Annotated in this window: 28 protein-coding genes and 1 tRNA gene; 9 read left to right on the top strand and 20 right to left on the bottom strand. The window is 63.6% G+C overall.

The window, feature by feature from the left end; genetic code table 11:
- Positions 1–2: 2 nt before the first annotated feature.
- Positions 3–1976 (bottom strand): heme lyase CcmF/NrfE family subunit, encoded by a 1974-nt coding sequence (locus tag V3C85_RS05195; protein WP_331794023.1) that lies wholly within the window; start codon positions 1974–1976, stop codon positions 3–5.
- A 103-nt stretch (positions 1977–2079) separates the two neighbouring features.
- The gene (locus V3C85_RS05190) at positions 2080–2511 is read right to left on the bottom strand and encodes an Lrp/AsnC family transcriptional regulator (protein WP_331794022.1); all 432 of its coding nucleotides are present in this window, start codon (positions 2509–2511) and stop codon (positions 2080–2082) included.
- Between the two features lie 110 nt (positions 2512–2621).
- Here V3C85_RS05190 and rocF point away from each other — a divergent pair, with 110 nt between their 5' ends.
- Both rocF and V3C85_RS05180 read left to right on the top strand, forming a co-directional pair.
- Complete coding sequence (gene rocF, locus V3C85_RS05185; RefSeq protein ID WP_331794021.1) at positions 2622–3545, top strand: arginase; 924 nt, start codon at positions 2622–2624, stop codon at positions 3543–3545.
- Between the two features lie 13 nt (positions 3546–3558).
- Positions 3559–4587 carry an ornithine cyclodeaminase gene (locus V3C85_RS05180; RefSeq protein WP_331794020.1) on the top strand — a complete coding sequence of 343 codons (1029 nt, stop codon included), beginning with the start codon at positions 3559–3561 and terminating at the stop codon, positions 4585–4587.
- Positions 4588–4677: 90 nt separating this feature from the next.
- On the opposite strand, the gene V3C85_RS05175 is transcribed toward V3C85_RS05180, so the two are convergent.
- From V3C85_RS05175 to V3C85_RS05160, 4 genes are all read right to left on the bottom strand, one after another.
- Positions 4678–5712: a response regulator gene (locus V3C85_RS05175; protein ID WP_331794019.1), complete on the bottom strand. Its 1035-nt coding sequence runs from the start codon at positions 5710–5712 to the stop codon at positions 4678–4680.
- Positions 5713–5970: 258 nt separating this feature from the next.
- Positions 5971–6046: transfer RNA gene (locus tag V3C85_RS05170), tRNA-Thr, on the bottom strand.
- Between the two features lie 41 nt (positions 6047–6087).
- Positions 6088–7755 (bottom strand): ABC transporter permease, encoded by a 1668-nt coding sequence (locus V3C85_RS05165; protein ID WP_331794018.1) that lies wholly within the window; start codon positions 7753–7755, stop codon positions 6088–6090.
- Between the two features lie 9 nt (positions 7756–7764).
- On the bottom strand, positions 7765–7902 hold the full coding sequence (locus V3C85_RS05160) for a hypothetical protein (protein WP_331794017.1): 138 nt from the start codon (positions 7900–7902) through the stop codon (positions 7765–7767).
- A gap of 21 nt (positions 7903–7923) precedes the next feature.
- Here V3C85_RS05160 and V3C85_RS05155 point away from each other — a divergent pair, with 21 nt between their 5' ends.
- Positions 7924–8796, top strand: coding sequence for a hypothetical protein (locus tag V3C85_RS05155; protein ID WP_331794016.1), 873 nt, complete (start codon positions 7924–7926; stop codon positions 8794–8796).
- Between the two features lie 77 nt (positions 8797–8873).
- Here V3C85_RS05155 and V3C85_RS05150 read toward each other — a convergent pair whose 3' ends face one another.
- Complete coding sequence (locus V3C85_RS05150; protein ID WP_331794015.1) at positions 8874–9128, bottom strand: DUF2312 domain-containing protein; 255 nt, start codon at positions 9126–9128, stop codon at positions 8874–8876.
- A 125-nt stretch (positions 9129–9253) separates the two neighbouring features.
- Here V3C85_RS05150 and V3C85_RS05145 point away from each other — a divergent pair, with 125 nt between their 5' ends.
- The gene (locus V3C85_RS05145) at positions 9254–9472 is read left to right on the top strand and encodes a hypothetical protein (RefSeq protein ID WP_331794014.1); all 219 of its coding nucleotides are present in this window, start codon (positions 9254–9256) and stop codon (positions 9470–9472) included.
- Here V3C85_RS05145 and V3C85_RS05140 read toward each other — a convergent pair.
- The 3 genes from V3C85_RS05140 to V3C85_RS05130 form a co-directional block, all read right to left on the bottom strand.
- Positions 9459–11237, bottom strand: coding sequence for an enoyl-CoA hydratase-related protein (locus V3C85_RS05140; protein WP_331794013.1), 1779 nt, complete (start codon positions 11235–11237; stop codon positions 9459–9461). The two genes, V3C85_RS05145 and V3C85_RS05140, sit on opposite strands and share 14 nt — an antisense overlap.
- 157 nt (positions 11238–11394) lie before the next feature.
- A complete protein-coding gene (locus V3C85_RS05135) occupies positions 11395–11634 on the bottom strand; it encodes a hypothetical protein (protein WP_331794012.1) in 240 nt (79 codons plus the stop codon).
- A gap of 16 nt (positions 11635–11650) precedes the next feature.
- Positions 11651–11968: a TraR/DksA family transcriptional regulator gene (locus V3C85_RS05130; protein WP_331794011.1), complete on the bottom strand. Its 318-nt coding sequence runs from the start codon at positions 11966–11968 to the stop codon at positions 11651–11653.
- Between the two features lie 181 nt (positions 11969–12149).
- Here V3C85_RS05130 and V3C85_RS05125 point away from each other — a divergent pair, with 181 nt between their 5' ends.
- The 4 genes from V3C85_RS05125 to V3C85_RS05110 are packed head-to-tail and all read left to right on the top strand — an operon-like array spanning position 12150 to position 14360.
- Positions 12150–13013, top strand: coding sequence for an MBL fold metallo-hydrolase (locus tag V3C85_RS05125; protein WP_331794010.1), 864 nt, complete (start codon positions 12150–12152; stop codon positions 13011–13013).
- 60 nt (positions 13014–13073) lie between these two features.
- The gene (locus V3C85_RS05120; RefSeq protein ID WP_331794160.1) at positions 13074–13499 is read left to right on the top strand and encodes a YeeE/YedE family protein; all 426 of its coding nucleotides are present in this window, start codon (positions 13074–13076) and stop codon (positions 13497–13499) included.
- Between the two features lies 1 nt (position 13500).
- A complete protein-coding gene (locus V3C85_RS05115) occupies positions 13501–13953 on the top strand; it encodes a DUF6691 family protein (RefSeq protein ID WP_331794009.1) in 453 nt (150 codons plus the stop codon).
- The gene (locus V3C85_RS05110; RefSeq protein ID WP_331794008.1) at positions 13935–14360 is read left to right on the top strand and encodes a TIGR01244 family sulfur transferase; all 426 of its coding nucleotides are present in this window, start codon (positions 13935–13937) and stop codon (positions 14358–14360) included. The genes V3C85_RS05115 and V3C85_RS05110 overlap by 19 nt, the downstream gene beginning before the upstream one ends.
- A gap of 41 nt (positions 14361–14401) precedes the next feature.
- Here V3C85_RS05110 and V3C85_RS05105 read toward each other — a convergent pair whose 3' ends face one another.
- From V3C85_RS05105 to V3C85_RS05070, 8 genes are all read right to left on the bottom strand, one after another.
- Positions 14402–15379 (bottom strand): FliM/FliN family flagellar motor switch protein, encoded by a 978-nt coding sequence (locus tag V3C85_RS05105; protein WP_331794007.1) that lies wholly within the window; start codon positions 15377–15379, stop codon positions 14402–14404.
- 81 nt (positions 15380–15460) lie between these two features.
- Complete coding sequence (locus V3C85_RS05100) at positions 15461–18148, bottom strand: ATP-binding protein (RefSeq protein ID WP_331794006.1); 2688 nt, start codon at positions 18146–18148, stop codon at positions 15461–15463.
- Positions 18149–18157: 9 nt separating this feature from the next.
- Positions 18158–18445, bottom strand: coding sequence for a hypothetical protein (locus V3C85_RS05095; RefSeq protein WP_331794005.1), 288 nt, complete (start codon positions 18443–18445; stop codon positions 18158–18160).
- A 4-nt stretch (positions 18446–18449) separates the two neighbouring features.
- Positions 18450–18815 carry a response regulator transcription factor gene (locus V3C85_RS05090; RefSeq protein WP_331794004.1) on the bottom strand — a complete coding sequence of 122 codons (366 nt, stop codon included), beginning with the start codon at positions 18813–18815 and terminating at the stop codon, positions 18450–18452.
- A gap of 100 nt (positions 18816–18915) precedes the next feature.
- The gene (locus V3C85_RS05085; protein ID WP_331794003.1) at positions 18916–20223 is read right to left on the bottom strand and encodes a helix-turn-helix domain-containing protein; all 1308 of its coding nucleotides are present in this window, start codon (positions 20221–20223) and stop codon (positions 18916–18918) included.
- A gap of 103 nt (positions 20224–20326) precedes the next feature.
- Positions 20327–20932, bottom strand: coding sequence for a TetR family transcriptional regulator C-terminal domain-containing protein (locus tag V3C85_RS05080; protein WP_331794002.1), 606 nt, complete (start codon positions 20930–20932; stop codon positions 20327–20329).
- Positions 20933–21081: 149 nt separating this feature from the next.
- A complete protein-coding gene (locus tag V3C85_RS05075; protein WP_331794001.1) occupies positions 21082–21213 on the bottom strand; it encodes a hypothetical protein in 132 nt (43 codons plus the stop codon).
- Between the two features lie 112 nt (positions 21214–21325).
- Positions 21326–22546, bottom strand: coding sequence for a deoxyguanosinetriphosphate triphosphohydrolase (locus V3C85_RS05070; RefSeq protein WP_331794000.1), 1221 nt, complete (start codon positions 22544–22546; stop codon positions 21326–21328).
- Between the two features lie 83 nt (positions 22547–22629).
- On the opposite strand from V3C85_RS05070, the gene V3C85_RS05065 reads away from it, so the two are divergent.
- Entirely contained in the window at positions 22630–22956 is a 327-nt protein-coding gene (locus V3C85_RS05065) for a HesB/IscA family protein (protein WP_331794159.1), read from the top strand.
- Between the two features lie 59 nt (positions 22957–23015).
- On the opposite strand, the gene V3C85_RS05060 is transcribed toward V3C85_RS05065, so the two are convergent.
- A complete protein-coding gene (locus V3C85_RS05060) occupies positions 23016–23951 on the bottom strand; it encodes a DMT family transporter (protein ID WP_331793999.1) in 936 nt (311 codons plus the stop codon).
- A 1-nt stretch (position 23952) separates the two neighbouring features.
- Positions 23953–25014, bottom strand: a complete 1062-nt coding sequence (locus tag V3C85_RS05055) for a DUF6902 family protein (RefSeq protein WP_331793998.1) — start codon at positions 25012–25014, stop codon at positions 23953–23955.
- Positions 25015–25060 lie beyond the last annotated feature (46 nt).

Raw genomic sequence — 25060 nt, 5'->3', positions numbered from 1 at the left:
GCCTACTCCGCCGGGGCCATGGCTGCGGCGCGGCGCGCGGCACCTGCGGCCACGCGATAACGCCGGTCAGACAGGCTGAGCCCGCCGCCAAAGGCCATGATCAGAATGCCCGCCCAAAGCCAGTTGGCAAAGGGTTCGATATAGGACCGCACGGCCCAGCCGCCATTGGCCTGCTGATCCCCGATCACCAGATAGATGTCGCGCCACAAACCATAGTCGATGGCCGCCTCGGTCGTTGGCATGGCGGCCACCGGATAGGTGCGTTTTTCGGGCGTCAGCGTGGCGACCAGCGCGCCGTTGCTGCGCACCTCCATCGTGGCCATGGTGCTGAAATAATTCGGCCCCTGCACCTGTTCGACATTGGCCAGCGTCACCTCATAGCGGCCCAAGGGATAGCTGGCCCCGATATCGACAACGCGAATATCCTCGGTTTTCCACGACAGCATGGCCGAGACCGCAAAGATGGTGATCCCAAGCCCGGCATGGGCCACGGCCTTGCCCCAGTCAGCACGCGGCAAGCGCGTCAGGCGCGACAGCCGCACCCCAAGGCCGTCACGGCCCGTGCGTGTCCACAGATCGACCGCCGCCCCCAGAATGACCCAGATCGACAGCATCACCCCAATCGGCCCCAGCGTCGATTTCTGGGTCTGCATGGCCCAGACCAGCAAGCCGACCGCCACCGCCAGCACAAAGGCGGGCAGCATCAGGCGCAGACTGCGGCGCAGATCGCCCCGCTTCCACGGCATCATCGACCCGATGGGCAACAACAGCGCCAACCCGACAACAAAGGGCGAAAAGGCGGCGTTGAAAAACGGCTCGCCCACCGAAAGTTTGCGGTCAAAGAACAACTCGGCCACCAGCGGCCAGATCGTGCCGATGAAGACGACGAAAGCCGAAACCGACAGCAGCAGGTTATTGGCCACCAGCGCACTTTCGCGGCTGATCATGGCAAAGACGCCCTTTGCCTCTAGCACACCAGCGCGCAGGGCGAACAGAACCAGCGCCCCACCGGTGAAAAACGCAAGGATCGCCAGAATGAACACACCGCGTTCGGGATCATTGGCAAAAGAGTGAACCGAGGTGATCACGCCCGAGCGCACGATAAAGGTGCCGATCAGCGAAAAGCCAAAGGCCATGATCGCCAGAAGAATGGTCCAAGCCTTCAGGCTTTCGCGCTTTTCCACCACGATGGCGCTGTGCAGCAAGGCTGCGGCCAGCAGCCAAGGCATGAAGCTGGCGTTTTCGACCGGATCCCAGAACCAGAACCCGCCCCAACCCAATTCGTAATAGGCCCACCACGACCCCAGCCCGATGCCGATGGTCAGAAAGATCCACGCGGCCAGTGTCCACGGCCGAACCCAGCGGGCCCAGGCCGCATCGACACGGCCCTCGATCAGCGCAGCCACGGCGAAAGAAAACGCCATACTCAGGCCGACATAGCCAAGATACAGAAACGGCGGGTGGAAGGCGAGGCCGGGGTCTTGCAGCAGCGGGTTCAGATCCTCGCCGTTCAGGGGCGGCACTTCCAGCCGCAGAAACGGGTTCGAGGTCAGCAGCATGAACAACAGGAAGGCGACGCCGATCATGCCCTGAATCGCAATCACCCGCGCGCGCAAGGTGGGCGGCAGGTTGCCGCCAAACCAGGCCGCACAGGCCCCGAACAGCGCAAGGATCAGCACCCACAGCAAGAGCGAGCCTTCGTGGTTCCCCCAGACGCCCGACACCTTATACAGCATAGGCTTCAAGGTATGAGAGTTCAGCACCACCAAACGCAGGGAAAAGTCTGATACAACAAAGGCATAGGTCAGGGCCGCGAAACTGGCCAGCACCAGCACGAACTGGATCACCGCCGCAGGTTCCGCCACCGCCATCAGCGCGGCATTGCGGGTCTGCGCGCCCCATAGCGGCAGAATGACCTGCACCAGCGCAACCGCCAAAGCAAGGATCAGGGCAAAGTGGCCAAGTTCGACAATCATGCGGGCTCCTCCGTTCTTGCGACGACTGTAGGCGCAAATGCCTGCGCTTGCCATGCCCTGTGCGCCTTGGTCGCGGGAAAGCTTTCGTGAGTGTGGGCGCGCCTTAACGACGCCCGGCGCGGCGGGTGGACAGCAGCAGATTGGTTTCCGATGTCATCACCCCGTCAAGGTTGCGGATGCGAAAGATCACCTCATCCAACTCGGCCAAAGTCTGCGTGCCCAGATCAACGATCAGATCCCATTTGCCATTGGTCGAATGCACCGCCTGCACCGCAGGCAGGCCCGCAAGCCGCGCCATGATGCGCTCGGCACCCTTGCCCTCGATCCCGATCAGCATGATGGCCCGCACTGGGGCGGCGGTGACATCCGCCCGGGTCAGCGCGGTAAAGCCCGCGATTTCGCCCCGTGCCACCAGCCGGTCTATCCGGGCGCGCACCGTGGCGCGCGACAGGCCCAGGGTATCGGCCAGTTCTGATACCGGCGCGCGGCCATCGCGCCGCAGCGCCGCCATGATCATCTGGTCAGTATCATCCATTTTGCACAGTCTTTCCGCCGATTTGCGCAATCTATATTTCAAATTGCACAAAATCAGGGTTCAATCCAGTCACAGTTTGCCCCACCCTGACCCAAGACAGGAGATTTGCCATGCCCCGCACCATTCTGATCGGCGCCCCGATCGACACCGGCCAACGCCGCCCCGGCTGTTTGATGGGGCCATCGGCCTATCGCGTGGCGGGCCTTGCCCAGGCCATTGCCGATCTGGGCCACCCGGTCAGCGATTGGGGCGATCTGTCCCTGCCGGTGCTGGATCAGGTCACCTGCCCCAACCCGGCGGTGCATGGGCTGGCAGAAACGCTGGGCTGGACACAGGTGCTGACCGACCGCGTCGAAGATGCGCTGACCGAAGGCGCGATGCCGATCATCCTGGGGGGCGATCATTCGCTGGCCTTGGGGTCGGTGGCGGGGGCTGCGGCCTTTGCCCATCGGGCAGGCAAGCCCTTGTTTTTGCTGTGGCTGGATGCGCATTCCGATTTTCACACGCCGATGACCACCACCAGCGGCAATTTGCACGGCACACCCGTGGCCTATATCGCCGGGCGCGACGGGTTTGATGCCTTCCCCGCCTTCCCCGCCCCGATTCCGGCAGACCGGATCTGCCTTTATGGCATCCGCTCGGTCGACCCGGCCGAACATGCGGCGCTGCTGGATCATGACATTGCCATCAATGACATGCGGGTGCTGGATGAACATGGCGTCGTCAAACCCTTGCGCGACTTTCTGGACCGCGTGCGTCAAGTGGGCGGCATGCTGCATGTCAGCCTTGATGTCGATTTCCTTGACCCCAGCATCGCGCCCGCCGTCGGCACCACCGTTCCGGGCGGCACCACCTTTCGCGAAGCGCATCTGGTGATGGAATTGCTGCACGAATCCGGGTTGGTGACCAGCCTTGATCTGGTTGAATTGAACCCCTTTCTGGATGACCGCGGCATGACGGCGCGGCTGATGGTTGATCTGGTCGGCAGCCTGATGGGCAAAAAGGTGTTTGACCGCCCGACCCGCGCCAAATGACACGGAGCCTGACATGACCCTGAACCTTGTGCCGTTTGTCAGCGTCGATCACATGATGAAGCTGGTGCTGCATCTGGGGATCGAGCGCGTCTTGGTGGACCTTGCGGCGGAAATCGAGGCCGATTTCCTGCGCTGGGGCCAGTTCGACAAAACCCCGCGCATCGCCAGCCATTCCGATGTGGGGGTGATCGAGTTGATGCCCACGTCAGATGGCCAGACCTATGGCTTCAAATATGTGAACGGGCATCCGGCGAACATGAAGCGGGGGTTGCAGACGGTGACCGCCTTTGGCCTGCTGGCCGATGTCGAAACCGGCTATCCACTGCTGCTGTCTGAAATGACGATCCTGACGGCGCTGCGCACGGCGGCCACCAGTGCCATGGCCGCCAAATGGCTGGCGCCCAAAACCACGGTCATGGCGCTGATCGGCAATGGCGCACAGGCCGAGTTTCAGGCGCTGGCCTTCAAGGCGGTCTGTGGCATCACCGAGGTTCGGCTTTATGACATCGACCCTGCCGCCACCGCAAAATGCGCCCGCAATCTGGCCGGGCGTGGGCTGACCCTTACCCCCTGCACATCGGCCGAAGAGGCTATTCTGGGCGCTGGCATCATCACCACCGTGACCGCCGACAAGAAAAACGCCACCATCCTGTCGGACAATATGGTGGGGTCGGGTGTGCATCTGAACGGGGTTGGCGGCGATTGCCCCGGCAAGACCGAACTGGCACGCGACATCCTGCTGCGGTCAGACATCTTTGTCGAATACCCCCCCCAAACGCGGATAGAGGGCGAGATTCAGCAATTGCCGGCCGACCATCCGGTCACCGAATTGTGGCAAGTGATCACGGGCCAAGCCCCGGGCCGCAGATCGCAAGGTCAGGTGACGGTGTTTGACAGCGTGGGCTTTGCAATCGAGGATTTCAGCGCGCTGCGCTATATCCGGTCAAAGCTGGCCGAAACCGGGCTGTTTGATCAGCTTGACATGATCGCCGACCCGGATGATCCGCGTGATCTGTTCGGCATGATCCTGCGCGCCGCCTGACGGGCCCCGGCGCAGTGCGGCGGGGCCCATTCGGCCTGTGGTTTTGCAATCAAAGGCCCGCGACAGATCGCGAGGGTCAGATCTTCTGCGTCAGATCACCTGGGGGCGAAAGGGACGGCCCGGCCCCAGCAGACGGGGGCGCTGAGGCACGACCATCCTTGCCCCCATCCGATCGGCATCAAGGTCATGGCGTCTTTGATCAAGCTTCTTGAGGTCACGCGCCGCTGCCAGTGCCTTTCGCAACGCCGCCGCCCCCGCAATGCCAGACAAAAGCCGCGACTCGGCGCTTTGGTTATACCCAAGCGTCACCGGCCCCACCTTTGCCCCCGCCGTCGGCGTCGGGATCTTGCCCGCATATTTCATCGCCTCGGGCCCCGCCTGTTCGGTGGCGCGGTCACGCCCAAAGGCCACGGCGCCAAAAATGCCATCCCCGGCATAGGCGATATAGTGATCGCGCGGGGCGATCCGTTCGGAAATCGTCTTGGCGATGTCTGACAGAAACGCAAAGAACTCACCCGGGCCAAGGGCGGCATGGGCCTCGTCGATCTCGGCGATGCGCAAGGCAAAGACCGACATGTTATAGCCCCCGCTGGGCAAAAGCCGCAGCAATCCATGCAGTTGCGGCATCGAAAGACAGCACGGCCCGCCCGCCAAATCCAGCTCTGCCGACAGCTCGATCTTGGTCAGCGTGTCCAGCCTTGCTTGCATCTTCCCTGCTGACTGACGCAGGCAAACGGTCTGCCGCGTCTGCTCGGCCAACATCGCGGCCATACGGATGCGCGCGCCCAATTCCAGACCCTTGAGAGGTTTCGTCACATAGTCGGTGGCCCCGGCCTGAAAGGCGCGGTCGATCATGTCTTCGTCGATGACGGCTGTCAGCATCAGGATGGGGACAATCGTATAGGCTGGCAAAGCCCGCAGTTGGCGGCACAATTCGATGCCATCGGTGCCGGGCATGCGAATATCCAGCAAGAAGCAATCAAACGGCACCTCTGCCGCCCGCACAGCGTCCAGCGCAGCCTCGGCGCTGGCAGAGTAATCCACCTGATCATAGCCAGCGTCAGCCAAGGTGCCCTGCAAGAGCCTAAGAAATAGCGGGTCGTCGTCCACTGCCAAGATGCGCATCTGTCATTCCTACGCCACTGCTCTACCAGATGAAAAGAACCAGGAAGGGCCACACAACACACCTTTGGCCCTTTCGCTTTCGGAATTACGGGTAGAAATGGGCGTAAGTTGGGCCAAGCTGCGGCGATCTCCTCGCAGACATCGATTTGCGGGCCATCGCCTTGGGATGTGCAGCACAGCAGCCGCTGCCCAACCAAACGACAAAGGCCCTGCCGACAGATGCCAGCAGGGCCTTGGCGTGGGAAACCCACGAAATCTTGGTGCCCCCAGCAGGACTTGAACCCGCGACCCCCTGATTACAAATCAGGTGCTCTACCAGCTGAGCTATAGAGGCATGCCCTTCAAATAACCAAGCGCGCGGCGGGGCGCAAGGGTTCAGCGGTTGGTTCTGGCAAGAAGTGCAACCGCCGCCAGGCCCACGGCCATCACCACCAGTGCGGCGGGGGCGGCCTCGCTCAGCCGCTCTAGACTGGCCAATTCGAACACGCGGGTGGACAGGGTGTTATAGTTGAACGGGCGCAGCAGCAGCGTGGCGGGCAGTTCCTTGACGCAATCGACAAAGACAATCAGCAAGGCCGTCAGCACCGAGGCGCGCATCAACGGCAGATGCACCGCCCGCAACGCCCCGCCCGGCCCCCGCCCCAAAGACCGCGCAGCCATCGGCAGAGAGGGCGAGATCCGGCCATAAGCCGCATCCACCGCCCCCTGCGCCACGCCAAAGAACCGCACCGCATAGGCCAGCACCAAGGCCACTGCCGTGCCGGTCAACACAAGGCCGGGGTCCCATCCGGTCAGCGCCAGAATGCCATCGGCTTGCCAATGATCCAACCGCGCCAGAGGAATCAGGATGCCCACCGCCAGCACCGCCCCCGGTGCGGCATAGCCCAGCGTCGTCAGCGGCAAGACCACACGCGCCGCCCGGTGCCCGGCCATGCGCAACCCGTAAACCAGAAACAGCGCCGCCCCCACCGTCAGCACCGCCGCAGCCCCCCCGGTGACCAGCGTATTGCCAAAGGCCACCATCAGGTCAGGCGACGTCCAGGCCGAGGGCTTTTTCAGCCCATGCCACAACATCACACCAACCGGCAGGATGAACCCCACCGCAAAGGGCACCATGCACAGCGCAAAGGCCACCCAGCCTGCCCGCGCGGGCAGGCGCTGCGCCTCGACCGGGCGCGACGACCGGCTGGGGCGGTGAAAGCGCGCGTTGCGACGGCTTAGCCTTTCGACCCCGACAAGGCCAAAGACCACCACCAGCACCACACAGGCAATCTGCGCCGCGCCGCCCGCATTATTGCCATTCAGCCAGGTGGAAAAGATGCCCGTGGTCAGCGTTTGCACGTTGAAATAGGCCACCGTGCCATAATCGGCCACGGTTTCCATCAACGCCAGCGCCACACCCGCCGCGATCGCGGGGCGCGCCAGCGGCAGACCCACCCGCCAGAACAGGCCAAAGGGGCCACAGCCCAAGGCGCGCGCCACCTCATAGGAACAGCCCGATTGTTCACGAAAGGCTGCCCGCGCCAGCAGATAGACATAAGGATACAGCGCCGCCGACAGCACGATCACCGCCATGCTGCGCGACCGCACCTCGGGGAACCAGTAATCGCGCGCGGTTTGCCAGCCCATCACCTCGCGCAGCGCCCCTTGCACGGGGCCTGCATATTGCAGGAAATCAACCAGCGCATAGGCCCCCACATAGGCCGGAATGGCCATCGGAAACAGCAGCGCCACATCCAGCCAGCCCTGGCCGGGAAAGCGATACATCGTGGTCAACCACGCAGCGCCTGTGCCCACCGCCGCCGTCAGCACCGCAACCCCCCCCATCAACACCAGCGTGTTGCCCAGATAGCGCGGCAGAACCGTCGCCATCAGATGCGGCCAGATGTTCTCGGTCGGGTGCAGGGCCAGCCAGAACACCGACATCATCGGCGCCAGCACGATCACCGCAATCAGCACGGCCCCCAACGTCCAGCGGTCGGGCCAGCGCAGGGCAATGCGCGGCAGATGCGGGTCAGGAACTTGAGTCTTTTGCTCGGCCATATCTGCCGATTACACCGGTTGCGCCCGCCTGTCCAGAAACAGCCGCACCCAAGGGTTGGGCGCAAGGGCAGTGGCACGAAGGCAGCGGCAGGTGTTTTCTTTCGACAGCCCGTTTTCCTTGGCCCAAAAGCCCGTATAGTTTGCCAAAGCAAAAAACGAGAGCAGTCGATGCGCATAGTCTATCACTTGGGTGCCCATTGCACCGACGAAGAGCGCTTGCTGCGCTGCCTGTTGAAGAACCGGGATGTTCTGGGACAGCAGGGCATCGTGGTGCCGGGGCCCACACGCTATCGGTCTTTGCTGCGCGATACGGCCATCACGCTGAAAGGCCAGCCTGCCAGCCGCGACACTCAGGCACTGGTGCTGGAACAGATCATGGAGGAAGACCGCGCCGAGCGGCTGATCCTGAGCTGGGAAAACTTCCTGTCCTTTCCGCAATGGGTGCTGAAAGACCGGCTTTACCCGGCGGCGGCGGAACGCGTGCGCGCCTTTACCCAGATTTTCCCAGAGATCGAGGCCGAGTTCCATCTGGCCATCCGCAACCCGGCCACCTTTCTGCCCGATCTTTACGCCAAACAACGCGACAAGACCTATGAACAGTTCATGCAAGGGGCAGACCCGCTGCTGCTGCATTGGTCTGATGTGATCGAGGATGTGCTGGAACAAAACCCCGGCGTGCCCTTTACCGTCTGGTGCGACGAAGACACGCCCCTGATCTGGCCCGAGGTGCTGCAAGCGGTGTCAGGCCATGCCCCCGGCACCGTGCTAGAGGATAGCGACGATGTGCTGGCCGCGATCATGGCGGGCGAAGGGCTGACGCGGTTGCGCGCCTATCTGGCAGAACATGCGATCACCGCCCCGGCGCAACGGCGGCGGGTCGTCTCGGCCTTTCTGGATAAATTCGCCCTGCCCGACCGCGTGGAAATGGAAATCGACCTGCCGGGCTGGACAGAAGAGACTGTCGAGGCGCTGACGGCCGCCTATCTGGCCGATGTGCAGCGCATCAAGACACTGCCGGGCGTCACCTTCATCACTCCCTGATCCCGCTGCAGCGGCATGCGCATGAAAAAACCGGCCACGACGGGCCGGTTTGCCACGCGCATCGGCTGTGCCAGACGTCAGGCCATGCCAAGGGCGGATTTGTACATTTCCAGCACGGCTTCTTCTTCGGCAATCTCGTCGGGCTTGCGCTTGCGCAGTGCAATCACCTTGCGCATCACCTTGGTGTCATAGCCCCGGCCCTTGGCCTCGGCGAACAGCTCTTTTTCCTGTTCGGCGATGTCTTTCTTTTCGGCCGCCAACTGCTCGGCGCGCTCGATGAACTGGCGCAACTCGTCTGCGGTGACGTTATAGGCGTCGGTCATATCGTTCATTTTGGCCTCATGCTGGCAGATCCTGGCGGGAACCCTTCCCTAGCGCGGCGCGGGCCGGGGTTCAAGACTTGCACCAAGCCCCCGCACAGGATAGGCGGCGGGCGGTATCTGAACGGGGATGGGCAATGATGGAATATGTGATCTGGGTCGGCACGGCACTGACGATGGTGGGCGTGGCCGGGCTGGTCTGGTGCATCGTTCTGGCGATGCGCGCCAAAAAGTCGGGCTTGCCGGATGATCAGATCAAGGCACAGCTTCAGCGCGTGATCGTGCTGAACCTTGGCGCACTTGCCGTCTCGGGCCTTGGGTTGATGGCCGTGGTGATGGGCGTCATTCTGTCCTGATCGCGCCCGCAAAGCCCCGGCCCAGCGACACCAGCGCATCCAGCGCCGCCACGGGCACCCAGACCGGCGCATCGGCCTGCCATTGCATCAGATCACGGCGCAGGATCAGCAGCCCGCGCTGATCGGCCTGATGCAGCGGGCCGCCGCGATGGCGCGGAAAGCCAAGGCCCGCCACCGCCACCAGATCAATATCGCCCGGCGTGCTGGTCAGCCCCGCCTGCATCAGCCGCGCCGCCTCATTCGCCAGCGCCGCCAGCCAGCGTTGGCAGATTTCGGCATCCTCCATGGGGCGCGGCGGCACGTCCTGGGCCGGGGCCAACCCGTTCAGCGACTGGCCAAAGGCCCGAAGTGCGGCCCGCACCGCATCAGGCGGCACCCCCATGTCAACCAAACCGCGCAGCGCCGCCCCCCCGGCGGCCGCCAAGCGCCCCGCGATGCCGATGGCAGATTGCTGGCCCGTCAGCACCACATGCAGGCCCATCCGGCGCAAGAACGCCCAAGCGGTCAGCGCCACCGGACCAACAGAAGAGGCCGGCAGGCCCAGTTCCGCCACCCGCCCCGTCAGAACCAGCCGGTAAGCCCCCACAGCCAAAGCGCCGCGCCCTGTGGTCAGCACAGGCACCGTTTTTGCCAGTGCGGGCAAAACCACCTCGGGCTGGGCCAGGATCAGATCGGCGGCACCGAGGGCAGAGGCGTCGACAACCGGCGACAGGCGCGCCCAATCGGCATCGCGCTGCGTTGCAGTCATTTGCCCGGCTTTGACGGCTGCCTCTTGCCGGGCCGCAACGGTTTGCAAAAAGGCAACCAGCCGGTCACGCTGCGGCTCGACCAGGGTCACGCTGGCCCCCCGGCTTAGCGCCGTCAGCACCAGCCCGGCCAGCGCCGGATCGGCCCCCGCCACACCCAGATGGCGCACCAGTCTGGCCTCAAATTGCGACAATGCTGCCGGAATTTGCGCCGCCCGCAATTCGGCGCGGTAGATATGGGTCAGGGCCGCAGCCTCGGCAGACTGGGCGATTTCCGTGCCCAGCGTCTGCGCAAAGGAAAGGCCCTGATCGGCGGGCAACAACAGCGCCGCCTCTACACAGTCAATCAGCGCGGCCTCTGCCTTTGATCGCGTGGCCGGGTCTGAACCCTCTTTGCGCGCCGCTGCAATCGCAGCCAGATAGGCGCGCCCGTCGCGAAAGCCCTCGGTCCGGGCCAGACTGGGGCGCGGTGCAGCCATCGCCCGCAGGGCGGCCCGCGCAGTGGCCAAAACCTCGGGCTCCTCGCTTTGGTCCAGCACCTGATCGATCAGACCAATCGCCAGCGCCTCGGCGGCTGGCACGGGCCGCGCCGCGCGCATCAGGCGCAAGGCATGCTCGGCACCCACCAGACGCGGCAGGCGCTGCGTCGCCCCTGCCCCCGGCACCTGCCCAAACGATACCGATGAAAACACCACCCGCGCCGCAGGAACGGCCAACCGCAGATGGGCGGCCAGATACACCTCGGCGCCGCGACCGCTGGCCGTGCCTTCCAGCAAGATGCCAACCGGCACCGGGCAAGCCTCGATCGCCGCGCAAAGATCAGACAGGGTCGGAGAAGCCGCATCCTCGGCCTGCGGCAAATCGGGCCCGGCAAATGCCGCAGCCACAGCCCCCCGGATCAACACGAAAGACACACCGGCGGGCAGAGAGGTCAGCGCCGCCACCAATCCGTCGCGCAGATCGCGCCGCCCCAAGGCCACAGCCGCCTGGCCTGACCCTGCCTCGATGACAAGATCCATGCCCCCGCTGTCATGACCTGTTCGGATCAGCTCGCTCACACCCTAACCTGCTGTTTCGACGGGCTGACACAGGCCCGCAGCGCCACAGTGCCGCGCCCTGTTGGCTGTGGTCAAGCCACTTGCGCCCGAATGGGCGTCAATACCGCGCAGAACCGGCCTAAACCGGCATGTTGTCAAAGCTGTCTTCGACTTCGGCCTCTTGCTGGCGACGCCGTTCTTCCTGCTCTTTGGCCGACAGCGCAGGCTGTGGCATCCCGAACACGCCCGGCATCATCGCGCTAAGTGCATTCATTTCTGCCAACAGCAAAGACAAGCCTGCCGTGCTGCCTTTGGCTGCGGCTTGGGCCATCTGGCCTGCCAGATCAGACATCCGCTTCATGTCTTCATCTTGTCCCATGTCTCTTCTCCCTGTGTTATTTTGCGCAGGTCTTGCAGAACGGGGTAAAGGGCAGCACATCCAGCCGCTCTTCGCTGATCTGGTCGCCACAGGTCATGCAAAACCCGTATTCGCCCGTCTCGATGCGCTGCAAGGCGGCCTCGATCATCTTGATCTCTTGCTGGCCCGAAACACCCATCGATTCCAGAACCTCATCGCCCTCGCGCTCAACCGCCAGTTCTTCCCAGTCGGGGTTGTTGTGGCTGTCCAGCTCGGCATCGATCTGCGTCAGCCGTGAGGTGAGGTCACCAAGGCGAGCCACCAACTGGGCCTTGCGCTCTGCTACATCCTTCATCGTGATCTCTCTCCCTTTTCGTGCCCGATCAGTCTAAACTGGGGCCAAGGACGCCGCATTGACTCAGGTCAAGCCCCTGACCGCCGGCCCGTTCACAAGACAGACAGCGCGTCATATTCATGACTTGCAATGTTTGGCACCGAACCTATATCCTGCCCAGAGCTTTTACAGGAGATGCCCGATGTCCCCCGCCGTTCACGCGTTTTTCGACGAGGCCACCAATACGATCACCTATGTGGTGGTCGAACCCGAAGGCAAATCTTGCGCCGTGGTCGATTCCGTTCTGGATTTTGACTATGCATCAGGCCGCACCGACACCCGCTCGGCCGATGCGGTGATCGATTTCATCCGCAAGCAGGATCTGCGACTGGAATGGGTGCTGGAAACCCATGTGCATGCAGACCATCTCTCGGCTGCGCCTTATATTCAGGAACGCCTTGGCGGCAAGATCGGCATCGGTGACCGGATCACCGTGGTGCAGGATACCTTTGGCAAGATCTTCAACGAAGGCACGCGGTTTCAGCGCGATGGCAGCCAGTTCGACCAGTTGTTCAAGGAAGGCGACAGCCTGATGATCGGCCAGATGCGGGCCGATGTGCTGCACACGCCCGGCCACACCCCGGCCTGCCTGACCTATGTCATCGGCGATGCGGCCTTTGTCGGCGACACGCTGTTCATGCCCGATTTCGGCACGGCGCGCTGCGATTTTCCGGGTGGCTCGGCGGAAATGCTGTGGAATTCGATCCAGAAAATCCTGGCCCTGCCAGAAGAAACCCGCATTTTCGTCGGCCACGATTACAAGGCCGAGGGGCGCGACACCTATGCCTGGGAGACGACGGTGGGCGCACAAAAAGCGCTGAACAAACATGTTGGCGCGGGCAAATCCAAGGCCGATTTCATCGCCATGCGCACCAAGCGCGATTCCGAACTGGCGATGCCGCGCCTGATCATTCCGTCGTTGCAGGTGAACATGCGCGCGGGCCAGATGCCCGAGCCCGAGGACAACGGCCAATCCTATCTGAAAGTGCCCATCAACGGGCTGTGATCTATCTGGCGGCGCCGGAATGGGAGCCTGCGCCGTCGCGTCTTACAGGGAAAAAACATGATCGAACAAGATTGGGTCTGGGGCTTTGTTGGCGGCCTCATGATCGGATGTGCGGGTGCCCTTTACCTGCTGGTCAACGGGCGCATCATGGGGGCCTCGGGCATTCTGGGTGGGCTGGTCGATGGCAGCGGCCGCAGCACCTGGGCCGAGAGGCTGGCGTTTCTGGCGGGGCTGATCCTGGTGCCGCCACTGATGGTGCCACTTTATGACCGTGTTGACACGCGGCTGACCGACAATATCTGGCTGCTGGTGGCGGCGGGTTTGCTGGTCGGATTTGGCACACGCCTTGCCAATGGCTGCACCTCGGGTCACGGGGTCTGCGGCATTTCGCGGCTGTCGCTGCGCGGCATCATGGCCACTGTGGCCTATATCTTGGCCGGCGGCGTTGTTGTTCTGGCCTTTCGGCACTGGTTGGGGGTGATCTAAGATGAAGCGCAGCTTTTTCGCGGCCCTGTCCGGGGCCTTGTTCGGCGCAGGCCTGTTGGTGTCGGGGATGATCGACACCGTCAAGGTGCAGGGCTGGCTTGATGTCTTTGGCGATTGGGATCCGACCCTTGCCTTTGTCATGGGGGGGGCGATCATACCGATGTTCGTGGCCTGGCGCATCGCCGCGGCGCGGCGTGTGGCGGTCTTGGGCAATGCCCTTCCCGAAAAGCCGGAACAAACGCTGGATGGCCGCCTGATCTGGGGGTCTGTCCTGTTTGGGGCCGGTTGGGGGCTGGTGGGGCTGTGCCCTGGCCCGGCCCTGGCCGCCGCCTTTCTGAATGGTTGGGGCGGTGTGGTCTTTCTTCTGGCGATGGTCGCCGCTATGGTCGCCACGCCCCCCATCTTGCGCCTGATCCGCGCCCAAGGAGAAACCGCATGGACATCCGCCCGCTGACCCCCGATTACGCCGTTTCGCCCCAGATCGACCCCGCGGATTGCGCGGCGATCAAGGCCGCAGGCTTTGCCATGGTGATCGACAACCGCCCTGACGGCGAAATCCCCCCCAGCCACCATACGGCCCTGATGGCCGAAGCGGCACAGGCGGCGGGTTTGGTCTTTGTGGCCAACCCGGTGATCGGCGGCATGCTGACGATGGAGAATGTCGTGGCACAGGCCAAGGCGATTGCGCAGGCCACCGGCCCGGTTCTGGCCTATTGCGCCAGTGGCAACCGGTCGTCCATCGTCTGGGCCCTGGCCCATGCCGACAAGATGCCGGTTGATGATCTGATCAACCTTCCGGCCCGGCACGGTTATGCGCTGGAGGGCCTGCGCAGCCAGTTGGAGGCGATGGCCAAAGGCTGAGCCACGCCACAGCCAGATCAGCACAAGCAACCAGACCCTGATCATGTCCCCGTCGCAGCCAGCGGCGGGGACATCTCTGTTTGATCTGGCAGCCGGTCGCCGGGCATCGGCTTTGATCGCCCGGGCTCTGCCCAATGGCCCGTGGCCGGCACGGTCAGGCGCACGGCGCGCATGCCGCGTTGCTGGCCCAGCTTGCCCTCACCCAGCTTGCGCCCATCCAGCCCTTCCAGACTGATCCGGTCCAGCGCGGCACTTGGCAGTGCCAGCACCATATCGGGGGTCAGCGCCATTGCGTCGGCAATCGGCAGGGTCAGCCGGGTCAGCACCGCGTCAAACCGGACCTGCGCCTGTTCCACCTGGGCCGCAAGCTTGGCCGCGAAGACAGGCGCTGCCAGGGATTCGGGTGTCACCTCGGGGGGCATATCGGGTTTGCGGCCCCGCCCTTCGGCTGGCAGAACCAGAACGACCCCGCCTTCGCGCACGCCATCAGCCAATGTCAGCCGGCCCCGGACCACCCGATAGGGGATGTCTTCCAGCAGCAGCGCCAGCGGGCGCGCATCTTCAAGACTGGAGGCAAAGTGGAAATCGCTGGTCCAGACCAGATCAGCCTCGGCCTCCAGCGCCGCTTCAAGGTTGCGCAGGGCCCGTTCGGCCACGGGGGCCACCATGGCCGCATCGGTGCGCGTGGGTTTGCGCGCCTCAACCGGTTGCGAGGTGCAGCGGCCCAGCGTCATCATCTCAACCATCCCCGACATCACTTCCGCCGAAAGGATCAGCAGGCCCATACCCAATTCAGGCCCCTCCAGCGTCAGGATCAGGGCGCGTTCGGGGGGCAGATCCAGCACTTCGGCCAAAGACATGCGGGCGATCGACAGGGATGCAAATTCGCCCTGCAACCCCACCTCATCTCGCAGGGCGCGGGCGAAGGCCACGCGCCACGCCCGTTCGGGAACAGACCCCCCTTCTGCCGGGCCGCGTTGCACGACCCGCACCTTTCGCCGCAAAACTTGACCCGTCACGCTGCTGCCCTTCTGACTTTGCCCGTTCAAATTGCGGCACAAGCCTTGCCAAAAGGTTACGATCCGTGGCCCCGCGATGCCTTAGGCGGCGCGTTGTTCAAGCCGCAGCGGCACCGAGATGCGAAAGGCTGCCCCGCCCTGCCCCGGCAAATAGCTGATCGTGCCGCCCAGATTGGCCATCACCTCGCGGCAGATGGCCAGCCCCAGACCCGCCCCCCCGGCGCGGGTCTGATCGGTCAGCCGGGCGAATTTCTCAAAGATCAGCGCCTGCTTATCCGCCGGAATGCCCGATCCGTTGTCGATGAAATCAATCGTCACCCGCCCGGCCCTTTGGCGGATCGCAATGCGCAATTCAGGGTTCTTGGCATCGCAATATTTGCGCGCGTTGGAAATCAGATTGATGAACACCTGCACAAGACGGTCGGCATCGGTGCGGATGAACAGGTTTTCCATCGGCAGATCGCGGTGGATCAGAAAGCTGCGCTCGGGCTTTGTATGGCTGGCCGAGGCCAGGGCGCGGTCGATCATCTGGCTTAGGTTGGCCAAGCCAAGGTTCAACTGCACCGTCCCGCTTTCCAGCACCGACAGATCCAGCAGATCATCCAGCAACCGCGTCAGACGCTTGGCCTCATCATGGATGATACGGCCGTAATTGGCGACCATTTCGGGCGGCAGATCACCTTCGGTCAGAATTTCGGAAAACGCCCGGATCGAGGTCATGGGCGTGCGCAACTCATGGCTGATCTGCGACAGAAAGGCGTCTTTCTGCACCGAAAGCTGGGTCAGCTTTTCATTGGCCTCCCGCAGGGCGCGGGCGGTGCGGGTCAGCTCTTCTTGCTGGCTTTCCAGTTGCGCCGAATATTCCATGATCTGGGCCGATTCACTGGCCACAGCCATCAGATCTTCCACCGTGACCGTGGCATTGCCCGCCAGTTGCGAAATCATTGCATGGGCCGTGGCCGCCCCCACCGATCCGGCCAGACGGCGTTCCAGCTGCGCCAGAAATTCGGGGGTTGTATCGGGCAGATAGCCCGCCTTTCCCTGCGATTTGGCCGAGCTTTCAAAGAACTGCAAGGCATCGTCATCGCCCAAGATGCGCTGGGTCATCACCAGCAGGTCTTCGGGTTCGGCCAGCCCCTTGCTCCAGCCTCGGGGGCCTTTGGCATCCACCTCGAAGACGCGCACAAAGGCCGCGCCCTGCATCCGCTCCAGCGGGCGCGGAAAACTGAAGATCGAGCCGACCAGAAAGACCCCGGTGTTCAGGATCATCGACCAGAACAGCGAATGGATCAGCGGATCCATCCCATCAACCCCGAACAGGGCCCGTGGGCGCAGCCAATGCAGGCCAAAGGGGCCATCGACGAAAACCATGGCCGGAATCACCGCATCCGGCCCGAAAGATGGCAAGAACAGCGTATAGGCCCAGACGGCAAAGCCCATGGTCAGCCCCAAAGCCGCCCCCACCCGCGTGGCCCCGCGCCAGAAGATGCCAAAGATCATCGCGGGCAGGAATTGCGCCACCCCGGCAAAGGCGATCAGGCCAATCGCCGCCAGCGCCGTCGATCCGCCCGACATGCGGTAATAGGCATAGCCAAGCGCCAGCACGGCCGCGATGGAAAACCGGCGCGAAAACAGCACCAGCCGCCGCACATCGCCCGACACCGCACGAGACGGGCGCAGGCGCAGCCAGACCGGCATCACGATATGGTTCGACACCATGGTGGCCAGCGCGATCGACTCGACAATCACCATCGAGGTTGCGCTGGAAAACCCACCCAGAAAGGCCAACATTGCCAGCGCCCCCTGCCCTTCGGCCAGGGGCAGGGTCAGCATGAACATATCGGGGTTGGCACTGCTGGGCATCCGCTCCAGCCCGATCACGGCAATGGGCACGATGAACAGGCTCATGGCGAACAGATACAGCGGAAAGGCCCAAGCGGCGGTGAACAGATGCCGCTCGTCGCCGTTTTCCACCACCATCACCTGAAACATGCGCGGCAAACAGATCACCGCCGCCGCCGAGGCAAAGATCAGCCCGGCCCACCGCCCCGGTTGCAGGTTCCAATCCGCAATGGGCGAGGCATTGATGCGGGCGATCATGTCGGTCACGCCATCGGCCAGCCCCCAGACCACGAACAGGCCCACCGCAATCAGCGCCACCAGCTTGACCACCGCCTCGACAGCAATGGCCGTCACAATGCCGTGGTGCTGTTCCTTGGCATCCAGATTGCGGGTGCCGAACAGAATGGTGAACAGCGCAAGGCCCCCCGCCACCCAGATCGCCGTCGCCTCGGTGCCGGGGGGGGCATAGCCATCTTCGGTGGGGCTGGCAAAGACGCCGAACGACAAGGTCACCGATTGCAATTGCAGCGCGATATAGGGCGTGGCGGCAATCACCGCCATCACCGTCACGATCACCCCCAACAGGTTTGACTTGCCAAAGCGCGACGAAATCAGATCGGCAATCGAGGTGACGCGCTGCTGCCGCCCGATGCGCACCAGTTTGCGCAAGATCCACCACCAGCCGATGAACACCAGCGTGGGGCCCAGATAGATCGTCAAAAACTCCAGCCCCGACCGCGCGGCATAGCCAACGGCGCCGTAAAACGTCCAGGCCGTGCAATAGATCGACAGCGACAGGGTATAGACCAGCGGCGAGCGCAGCCAGCCAAACTGCCCCCGATCGGCCCGACGCTCTACCGCCCAAGCCACCAGAAACAGAAAGACCACATAGGCCAGACAGGACAGAACCAGAATGTTGAACGGCATCGGCGCCCCCTATGAGCCGTTGCCCGGATCATCCGGCTCTTCGGGGTCGCCATCATCGCCGGGTTTGGCAAGGCTGCGGGTGATCAGAAAGGTCAGAAAGATCAGGCCCGCCCAAGCGATGAACAAATAAATGCCATCGGGCGCCGTGTCGCGGCGAAAGGTCTGCTGCGGTGCCCACAGGATCGGCAGCAAGAACAGAAACACCCCCACAAAGGGCAGCAACCGCGCGGCATCGCGGCGGCGGCGGCGGCGATAGGTGGCCGGGCGCAGGAACAGGGGTGGGCGTTGCGCGGCCATAGGGTTACCGCGCCGTCAGCGCGCGCACCGCGGCGCGCATGTCATCATTGGAAAAGGGCTTGGTCATAAAGCGGTTGACCCCGGCCCGCTCGGCCGCCTCACGGTCACGCCCCTGCCCCTTGGCGGTCAGCATCAGCACCGGCAGATCGGCCAAGGCGGGCTGCGCACGCATCGCTGAAAGGATCTCCAGCCCGCTGATCCCCGGCAGCATCAGATCAAGGATCACCAGATCAGGCCGCTGCGCGGCGATCTGTTCCAAGGCCCCGGTGCCATCGGGCAGCACCGTCACCGAACAGCCATCGCGCGACAGGATAAAGCGGATCGCTTCGCTGATGTTCGGCTCATCCTCGATCAGCAGGATTTGCGGCATCTGGTGGTCCCCTCCCTCCGGTCTGGGCCGGTTTGCCCGACTATCCGGGGAATGGGGGGCAAAGTCAAAGCCAAGGTGCCGATTTGGCGGCGGAACGGGCCTAGGCCGTTTCCGACAGGATCGACGGTTCGCGCCGCGCCGGGCACTTGGCGCGCGGGCAGATGCGGCATGAACTGCCCACCCCCAACACCGCCGCCCCCGCAGGGGGCTGGTCCAGCGGCAGCAGCAGCATCCCCGCCTCTCGCAATTCAGGCCCGTCAAAGCCCTGCGGCACGCGGATGTCACACATTGCCAAGGCACGAAACAACCGGCTAGAGCGGCCCGAGGTGGCCACCACAGCCCCCACCGGCGACATCGGGCGGGTCAGCGCGGTGAACAGCGGCCACAAAGGGCAAGCCGCACCAAAGCGGGGCAAGGCAAAGCCTTCCACCGGTTTGCGAAACAGCAGCGTGCCCGAGGCATCGCAGATCACCAACCCCAGTTTTGATCCGGGCCGCAACGCCATGCGCCGCATCACCAGCAGCACCGGCAAGCCCAGCCGATCCGCCAGCAAAGCCGGGTCGTCGCCATGCTCTTCTTGCGCTTGGCCCAAGACGGCTGCGGGCAGGCGCGCGCCCTCGGCCTCGGCCTGAGTGATGAAGGCCATCGCCAGTTTGCGCGCCGCGGCCGAGGCCAGCCCCGCAACCTCGGCCATCAGCAGCGCCCGCCCACCCGGCTGTTCCAGTTCGGCCAGATGCCAGCCACGGTCGGCCAGCCAGCCCTCAACCTCTTCCTGCGGGGACGCCGTATCCTGATCCTCGTCATTCTCGGACCGGTCAAGATAGGCCACCAAAGCCTCGGCCCCCGAGGCCAGACGCTCGGAATCCTGATGCAGATTGCGGTGAAACCGCGCGCGCCACTCGGGGTCGATATCCTCGGTCTCGGCCAGAATGGCCGCTGTCGAGCGCACCGAGGACAGGGCCGACAGCACCTCATGCAGCGAAGCCGACAGATGCGGATCATGGGTGATGCGGTCATTCAGCGCCGCCACCAACCGCTCCAGCTGCCCCGCCCGCGCCTGGGTGGCCACCAACACCGCCGCCCAGCCGGGAAACCGCCCGGCAAAATCCTCGATCCGGTCCAACTCGGCCCCAGCCGTGGGGGCCGCCGCCGCCGCTGCGCGCAGATCATCAACCAGCGCGCCGCCCGCGCCCTCGGCCAACAGCGCGGTTTCCACCCCCAGCACCTGCGCCAGCCTGTCCAACACCTCGCCCTTCACCTTGCGGCGATTGTGCTCGATCAGGTTCAGATAGCTGGCCGAAATGCCCGCCCCCGCGGCCACTTCGGCCTGCCGCAGCCCAAGCGCCAGCCTGCGCTCGCGGATATGGGTGCCCGCCAGCAAGGTTGTCTGGGCATGTGTCTGGGGCATGGGTGGGCACCTGTGGGTTGGGCATGCACCGCCAGACTGACACGAGGCGGTAAAGTTTACAACGGTTGTAAATTCGCGTCCGATGCCCCAAATCCAGACAGGATCAGGGCCGCAGCAACCGGGTGTAAAGCGTGTTCAGAAAATCGCCCGCCTCGGCAAAGGGATCATGGCCCGCGCCCAGAACGGCGCGCACCTGCATGTCGAAATCGGCGTAATGCTGGGTCAGCGCCCAGATCGAGAAGATCAGATGCACCGGCTGCATGCGCGCGATCTTGCCTTCATCCATCCAGGTTTGCAGGATGGCGGCCTTGTCATCCACCAAATCCTTCAACTCGCCCTCGATGGCCGCCTGCATGCGCGGGGCGCCTTGCAGGATTTCATTGGCGAACAGACGGCTTTCGCGCGGATAATCGCGCGATAGATCCAGCTTGCGCCGGACATAGGCCATGATCTCGGCCACCGGCTCTCCTTGCGGGTTCATGGCGCGCAAGGGATCAAGCCAGGTGTCCAGCAACTGGGCCAAAAGGGCCTGATGGATCGCCTCTTTCGAGGGGAAGTAATACAGCAGGTTCGGCTTCGACAGCCCCGCCACCTCGGCGATCTGATCCAGTGTTGCCCCGCGAAACCCTTGCGAGGAAAACACATCCAAAGCCGCTTCCAGGATGGTTTCCGAGTTCTTTTGCTGAATACGGGTCTTGGGTCTGGGCATCGCTGTTCTGGTCCTGCACGGGCGGGCAGCGTTGCGCAGTTTTTGCGGCGATGCAATGGCTTGGTAAAAAAACTCCCCGCCGGTTGTGTTGGCCAGACAAGATGAAGGGGGCCGGGCATCCCCGACCCCACGCCTTGCGGCAATCGTGATCAGAAAAACGGGTTCATCTGCCCGAATTTCTCAATCCATTCGCCACCGCCAGAAGCCATCAGAACCACTGCCGGCAAAACAACCATCGCAGCGGTGACAATCACCAAGGTGCGGGTCAAACCCTTGAACATGCGCGTCTCCCCTTTTTCCATTCGCCTCAATGAATTAGGGGCATGGTGGCAAATGGGCAGGCTTGGGCAGGTCACGTTTTTGTCAGCTGACCGCCCGCCCGACCGGGGCGCGCTATAGCCCCACCCAATCGCCCGGACGGGTCAGGGTTTGCGCCCCCAGATCGGTGCCGCCGCACAGGCGCGCATGTTCTTGCAGTGCGAAACGGTCAGTCATGCCGGCCACATAATCCGCCACGATCCGCGCCACCTCAACCTCGGACTGCGCGGCGGCCAGATCGGCCTGCCATTCGGACGGCAGCAGCGCTGGATCGTTCATGAAACGGTCAAACAGATCGCGCACCACTGTGGTCACCTTGGCCCGCACCTCCATCACCGAGGGCGCGCGATACATGCGGGTGAACAAAAACGACCGGATCGCCTTGAGTTCCTGATACAAGGGCTTGGAAAAGCGGATGATCGTGGTGCCCATGTGGCGGATATCATCCACCGACTGCGGCTGCGCGGCCTCTAGCCGACCTTGGGCCACGGCGATCACATCTTCGACCATGCGCCCAAACACGCGGCGCAACGCCTCGTGGCGGCGGCGCATCGGCTCTAGATCGGGGTAAAGGGCATCGACCTCGGCATAGGCGGGCCCCGTCACCGGCAAGGCCCGCAGATCAGCCTCGGTGAACAGGCCCGAGCGCAGGCCATCATGCAGGTCGTGATGCGAATAGGCGACGTCATCGGCGATGGCGGCCACCTGCGCCTCGGCACTGGCATGGGTGGTCAGTTCCAGATCCCAGGCGCGGTTCACCTCCTCCAAGGCATAGGGCAAGGGCTGGCCCGCATGTTTGGGATCGGCGTTTTCGCCCAGAACCGGGCCGTTGTGCTTGGCAATGCCTTCCAGCGATTCCCACGTCAGGTTCAGCCCGTCGAAATCGGCGTAATGCCGTTCCAGCCGGGTGACGATGCGCAGGGCCTGGGCATTGTGATCAAACCCGCCAAAGGGCTGCATCACCACGGCCAGCGCATCTTCGCCGGTATGGCCAAAGGGCGTGTGGCCCAGATCATGGGCCAGGGCAATCGCTTCGGCCAGATCGGTGTTCAGACCCAGCACGCCCGAAATCGTGCGCGCCACCTGCGCCACCTCGATCGAATGGGTCAGGCGGGTGCGGTAGTAATCGCCCTCATGTTCGACAAAGACCTGGGTCTTGTGCTTAAGCCGCCGAAAGGCGCTGGAATGGATGATCCGGTCACGGTCACGCTGAAAGGGCGAGCGGAAGGACGACATCCGTTCCGGGTGCAGCCGGCCCCGGCAATCGGCGGGCTGGCAGGCAAAGGGGGCGAGCATATGATCTGCCTGTTCTTGTTGAAGCCTTTGATCGGACTTATATTGCAAGGGAACGCCCAAGGATATGTGAACAAACCATGGACCTGACCCTGCCCCCCCGCGTGACAGACCGTGCCTTTGCCCGGCTGGCCGAGATTTGCGAAATGACCGGCGAACACAAGGCCTTGCGCGTCGCGGTTGAAGGCGGCGGCTGCTCGGGCTTTCAGTATGACATCCGGCTTGATGACCCGGCCAGCGATGATCTGGTGCTGGAAAAAGACGGGCAAAAGGTGTTGGTAGACAGTGTCTCACTGCCCTTTTTGCAAAATGCGGTGATTGATTTCACCGAAGAGCTGATTGGCGCGCGCTTTGTGATCGAAAACCCCAATGCCAGCAGCAGTTGTGGCTGCGGCACGTCGTTTTCGATGTAACCCCCGCATGATCAAAGGGCGCCCGGAGGCGCCCTTTTGCCGTGGCGAACCCGCCCGTGTTATTCGGCGGCAATGGCGCTTGCCCGGCGTGCAGCCAGACGGGCCAGCCGCTCCTCGCGGGCCTGTTCGGTCAATGCGATGATGCCCGCCAGCATCACCAAGGCGGCCCCGACCAAGGTCAGCGCGGCCGGCACCTCGCCGAAAAAGACAAATCCCACGCCCACCATCCAGACAAATTGCACATTCATCAATGGCAGGGCCACCGGGGCGCGCAAGCGCCGCATCACCAGCACCATCCCCCATCGCGCCACGAACAGCAGCGCCGAATACAGCACGATCAGCCCAAGATCGGCCAGCGACATCGGCTGCCAGACCGCGGGCAGCAACACAACCGCAGACAAAGCCAGCGCCAGATTGGGGTAAAAGACCTGCACCAGCGCATTGCTTTCCACCTTGGCCATCCGGCGCGACAACACCAGCGACAAGGTGCCCATGAACGCCCCGGCAAGGCCGCACAGATGGCCGACTGTCAGGCCCGACAATCCATCGGGAAACAGCAGCGAAACGCCCAAAATCCCGATGCCCAGCCCGACCCAAGCGGCAGGCTGCACCCTTTCGCCCAGCAAGGGGCGCGACAGGATGGCCGACATCAAGGGCATCAACCCGATGAACAAGAACACTTCGGCCAGGGGAATGCTGGCGACCGCATAAAAGAACCCCAGCGCCGCCGCGACCGTGGCCGCCGAGCGCAGCGCAAGCAGACCGGGGGCCTTGCTGCGCAAACAACTGGTGGTGAACAGCCCCAGCCGCGACCCGGCCCGCGCCGTCAGCAGGCTAAGCCCCGCCATGATCAGCCCAGACAAGAAGAACACCTGCGGCGCCTGCAACCGTGCCGCCAGATCCTTGACCGTGCCATCAGCCAGCGAGTTGGTCAGCGTGGCCCCGATCAGCAGCAAAACCCCGGAAATGATTGGATTGCGAACCATGCTGATCATATCACTGACCCCCACCCGCGCCCGCACGGGCAAAACCTTCAAAAAATACTTCGAACTCTGGCAAAATTTCCAAAGCCGCAACGCGGGCGCGACTGGCCTCGGACAACCTGCCCCAAATCCGCCACCGCATCTTTGGCCAGTCTCCACTGCGCTCGGCCCCCATGTCCAGCAAGATCATCGACAGGTCGCGCAAAGCCGCCGATGCGGGCCTTGGCTGATGAACAAGGCGCGCTTGGGCAGGCACAGCTGCGGCAAAGGCCCGCCCGCCCATCAGCGAAACGGCCCAGTTCGACACCAGATACTGGTGATAGTCGTCGTCAAATTTGGCGCCTTCATGGCCTTGCGCAAACTCTACCTCGCCCGCGCCTTTGGTGACGGCCCGCCGCCAGGCCTCGGGCGGCGTTTCGCCCGAAAGCACCAAGGCGATCACCACCTCGGACAGCAGATCAAGGTTGTCTTCCAGCCACGCAATCATGCCGGCATTGATCAGGCTGGCGCGCCGGTCGGCATCGGGCGCGACGCTGCGGCGCCCGTAATCCGTGGCGTGAAAGACGATATGCGTCAGATCATAGGCCGCACGCCGGTTTGGCAGACAAAAGCCGCGCGCATTGGCGGCAAAGCGGGCCAGCCGCGCGTCAAGAGCGGCATCCCCCCCCGGCACGGCCCCGGCGCGTTCCAGCAGCAACCGGGCCTCGCCGCGATGGGTGTCCGACAGTTCGACTTCGGTCAAACGCTCGGCCAATATGAAATCGCTCATCTGTTGCAGCGGCACGTCGGGCATGCCCATGGCGGCAAGATCAACCGCCAGCGACAGATACAAACGGTAATACTGCGGAAAAAACCGCAGTTCGGGCATCAAGGTCGCAAGAAACGGCTGCAACGGCCCAAGATCGGCATCGCAAACCCCTGTTGCCGCCAAAATCTGCGCCAGTTCGGCGTTTTCTTTCAGCCAAAAGGGATCGTGGCGATGACGCCGGCGCGTGGCCAGCAGATCAATCAGTGCAGGAACGGCACGATCGCCGACCCCAAACCCTTGGCGGCGCAGCGCAACAACATTTGACATCTCGGACCTCGCTTTGGGGGATCAGGGGGCACCGTGGCAGCGGCAC

This window comes from Pseudotabrizicola sp. L79 (assembly GCF_036553525.1).
GTDB lineage: Bacteria > Pseudomonadota > Alphaproteobacteria > Rhodobacterales > Rhodobacteraceae > Pseudotabrizicola.
The sequence above is the reverse complement of the archived record's forward strand: the minus strand, read 5'-3'. Positions and strand labels throughout refer to the sequence as shown.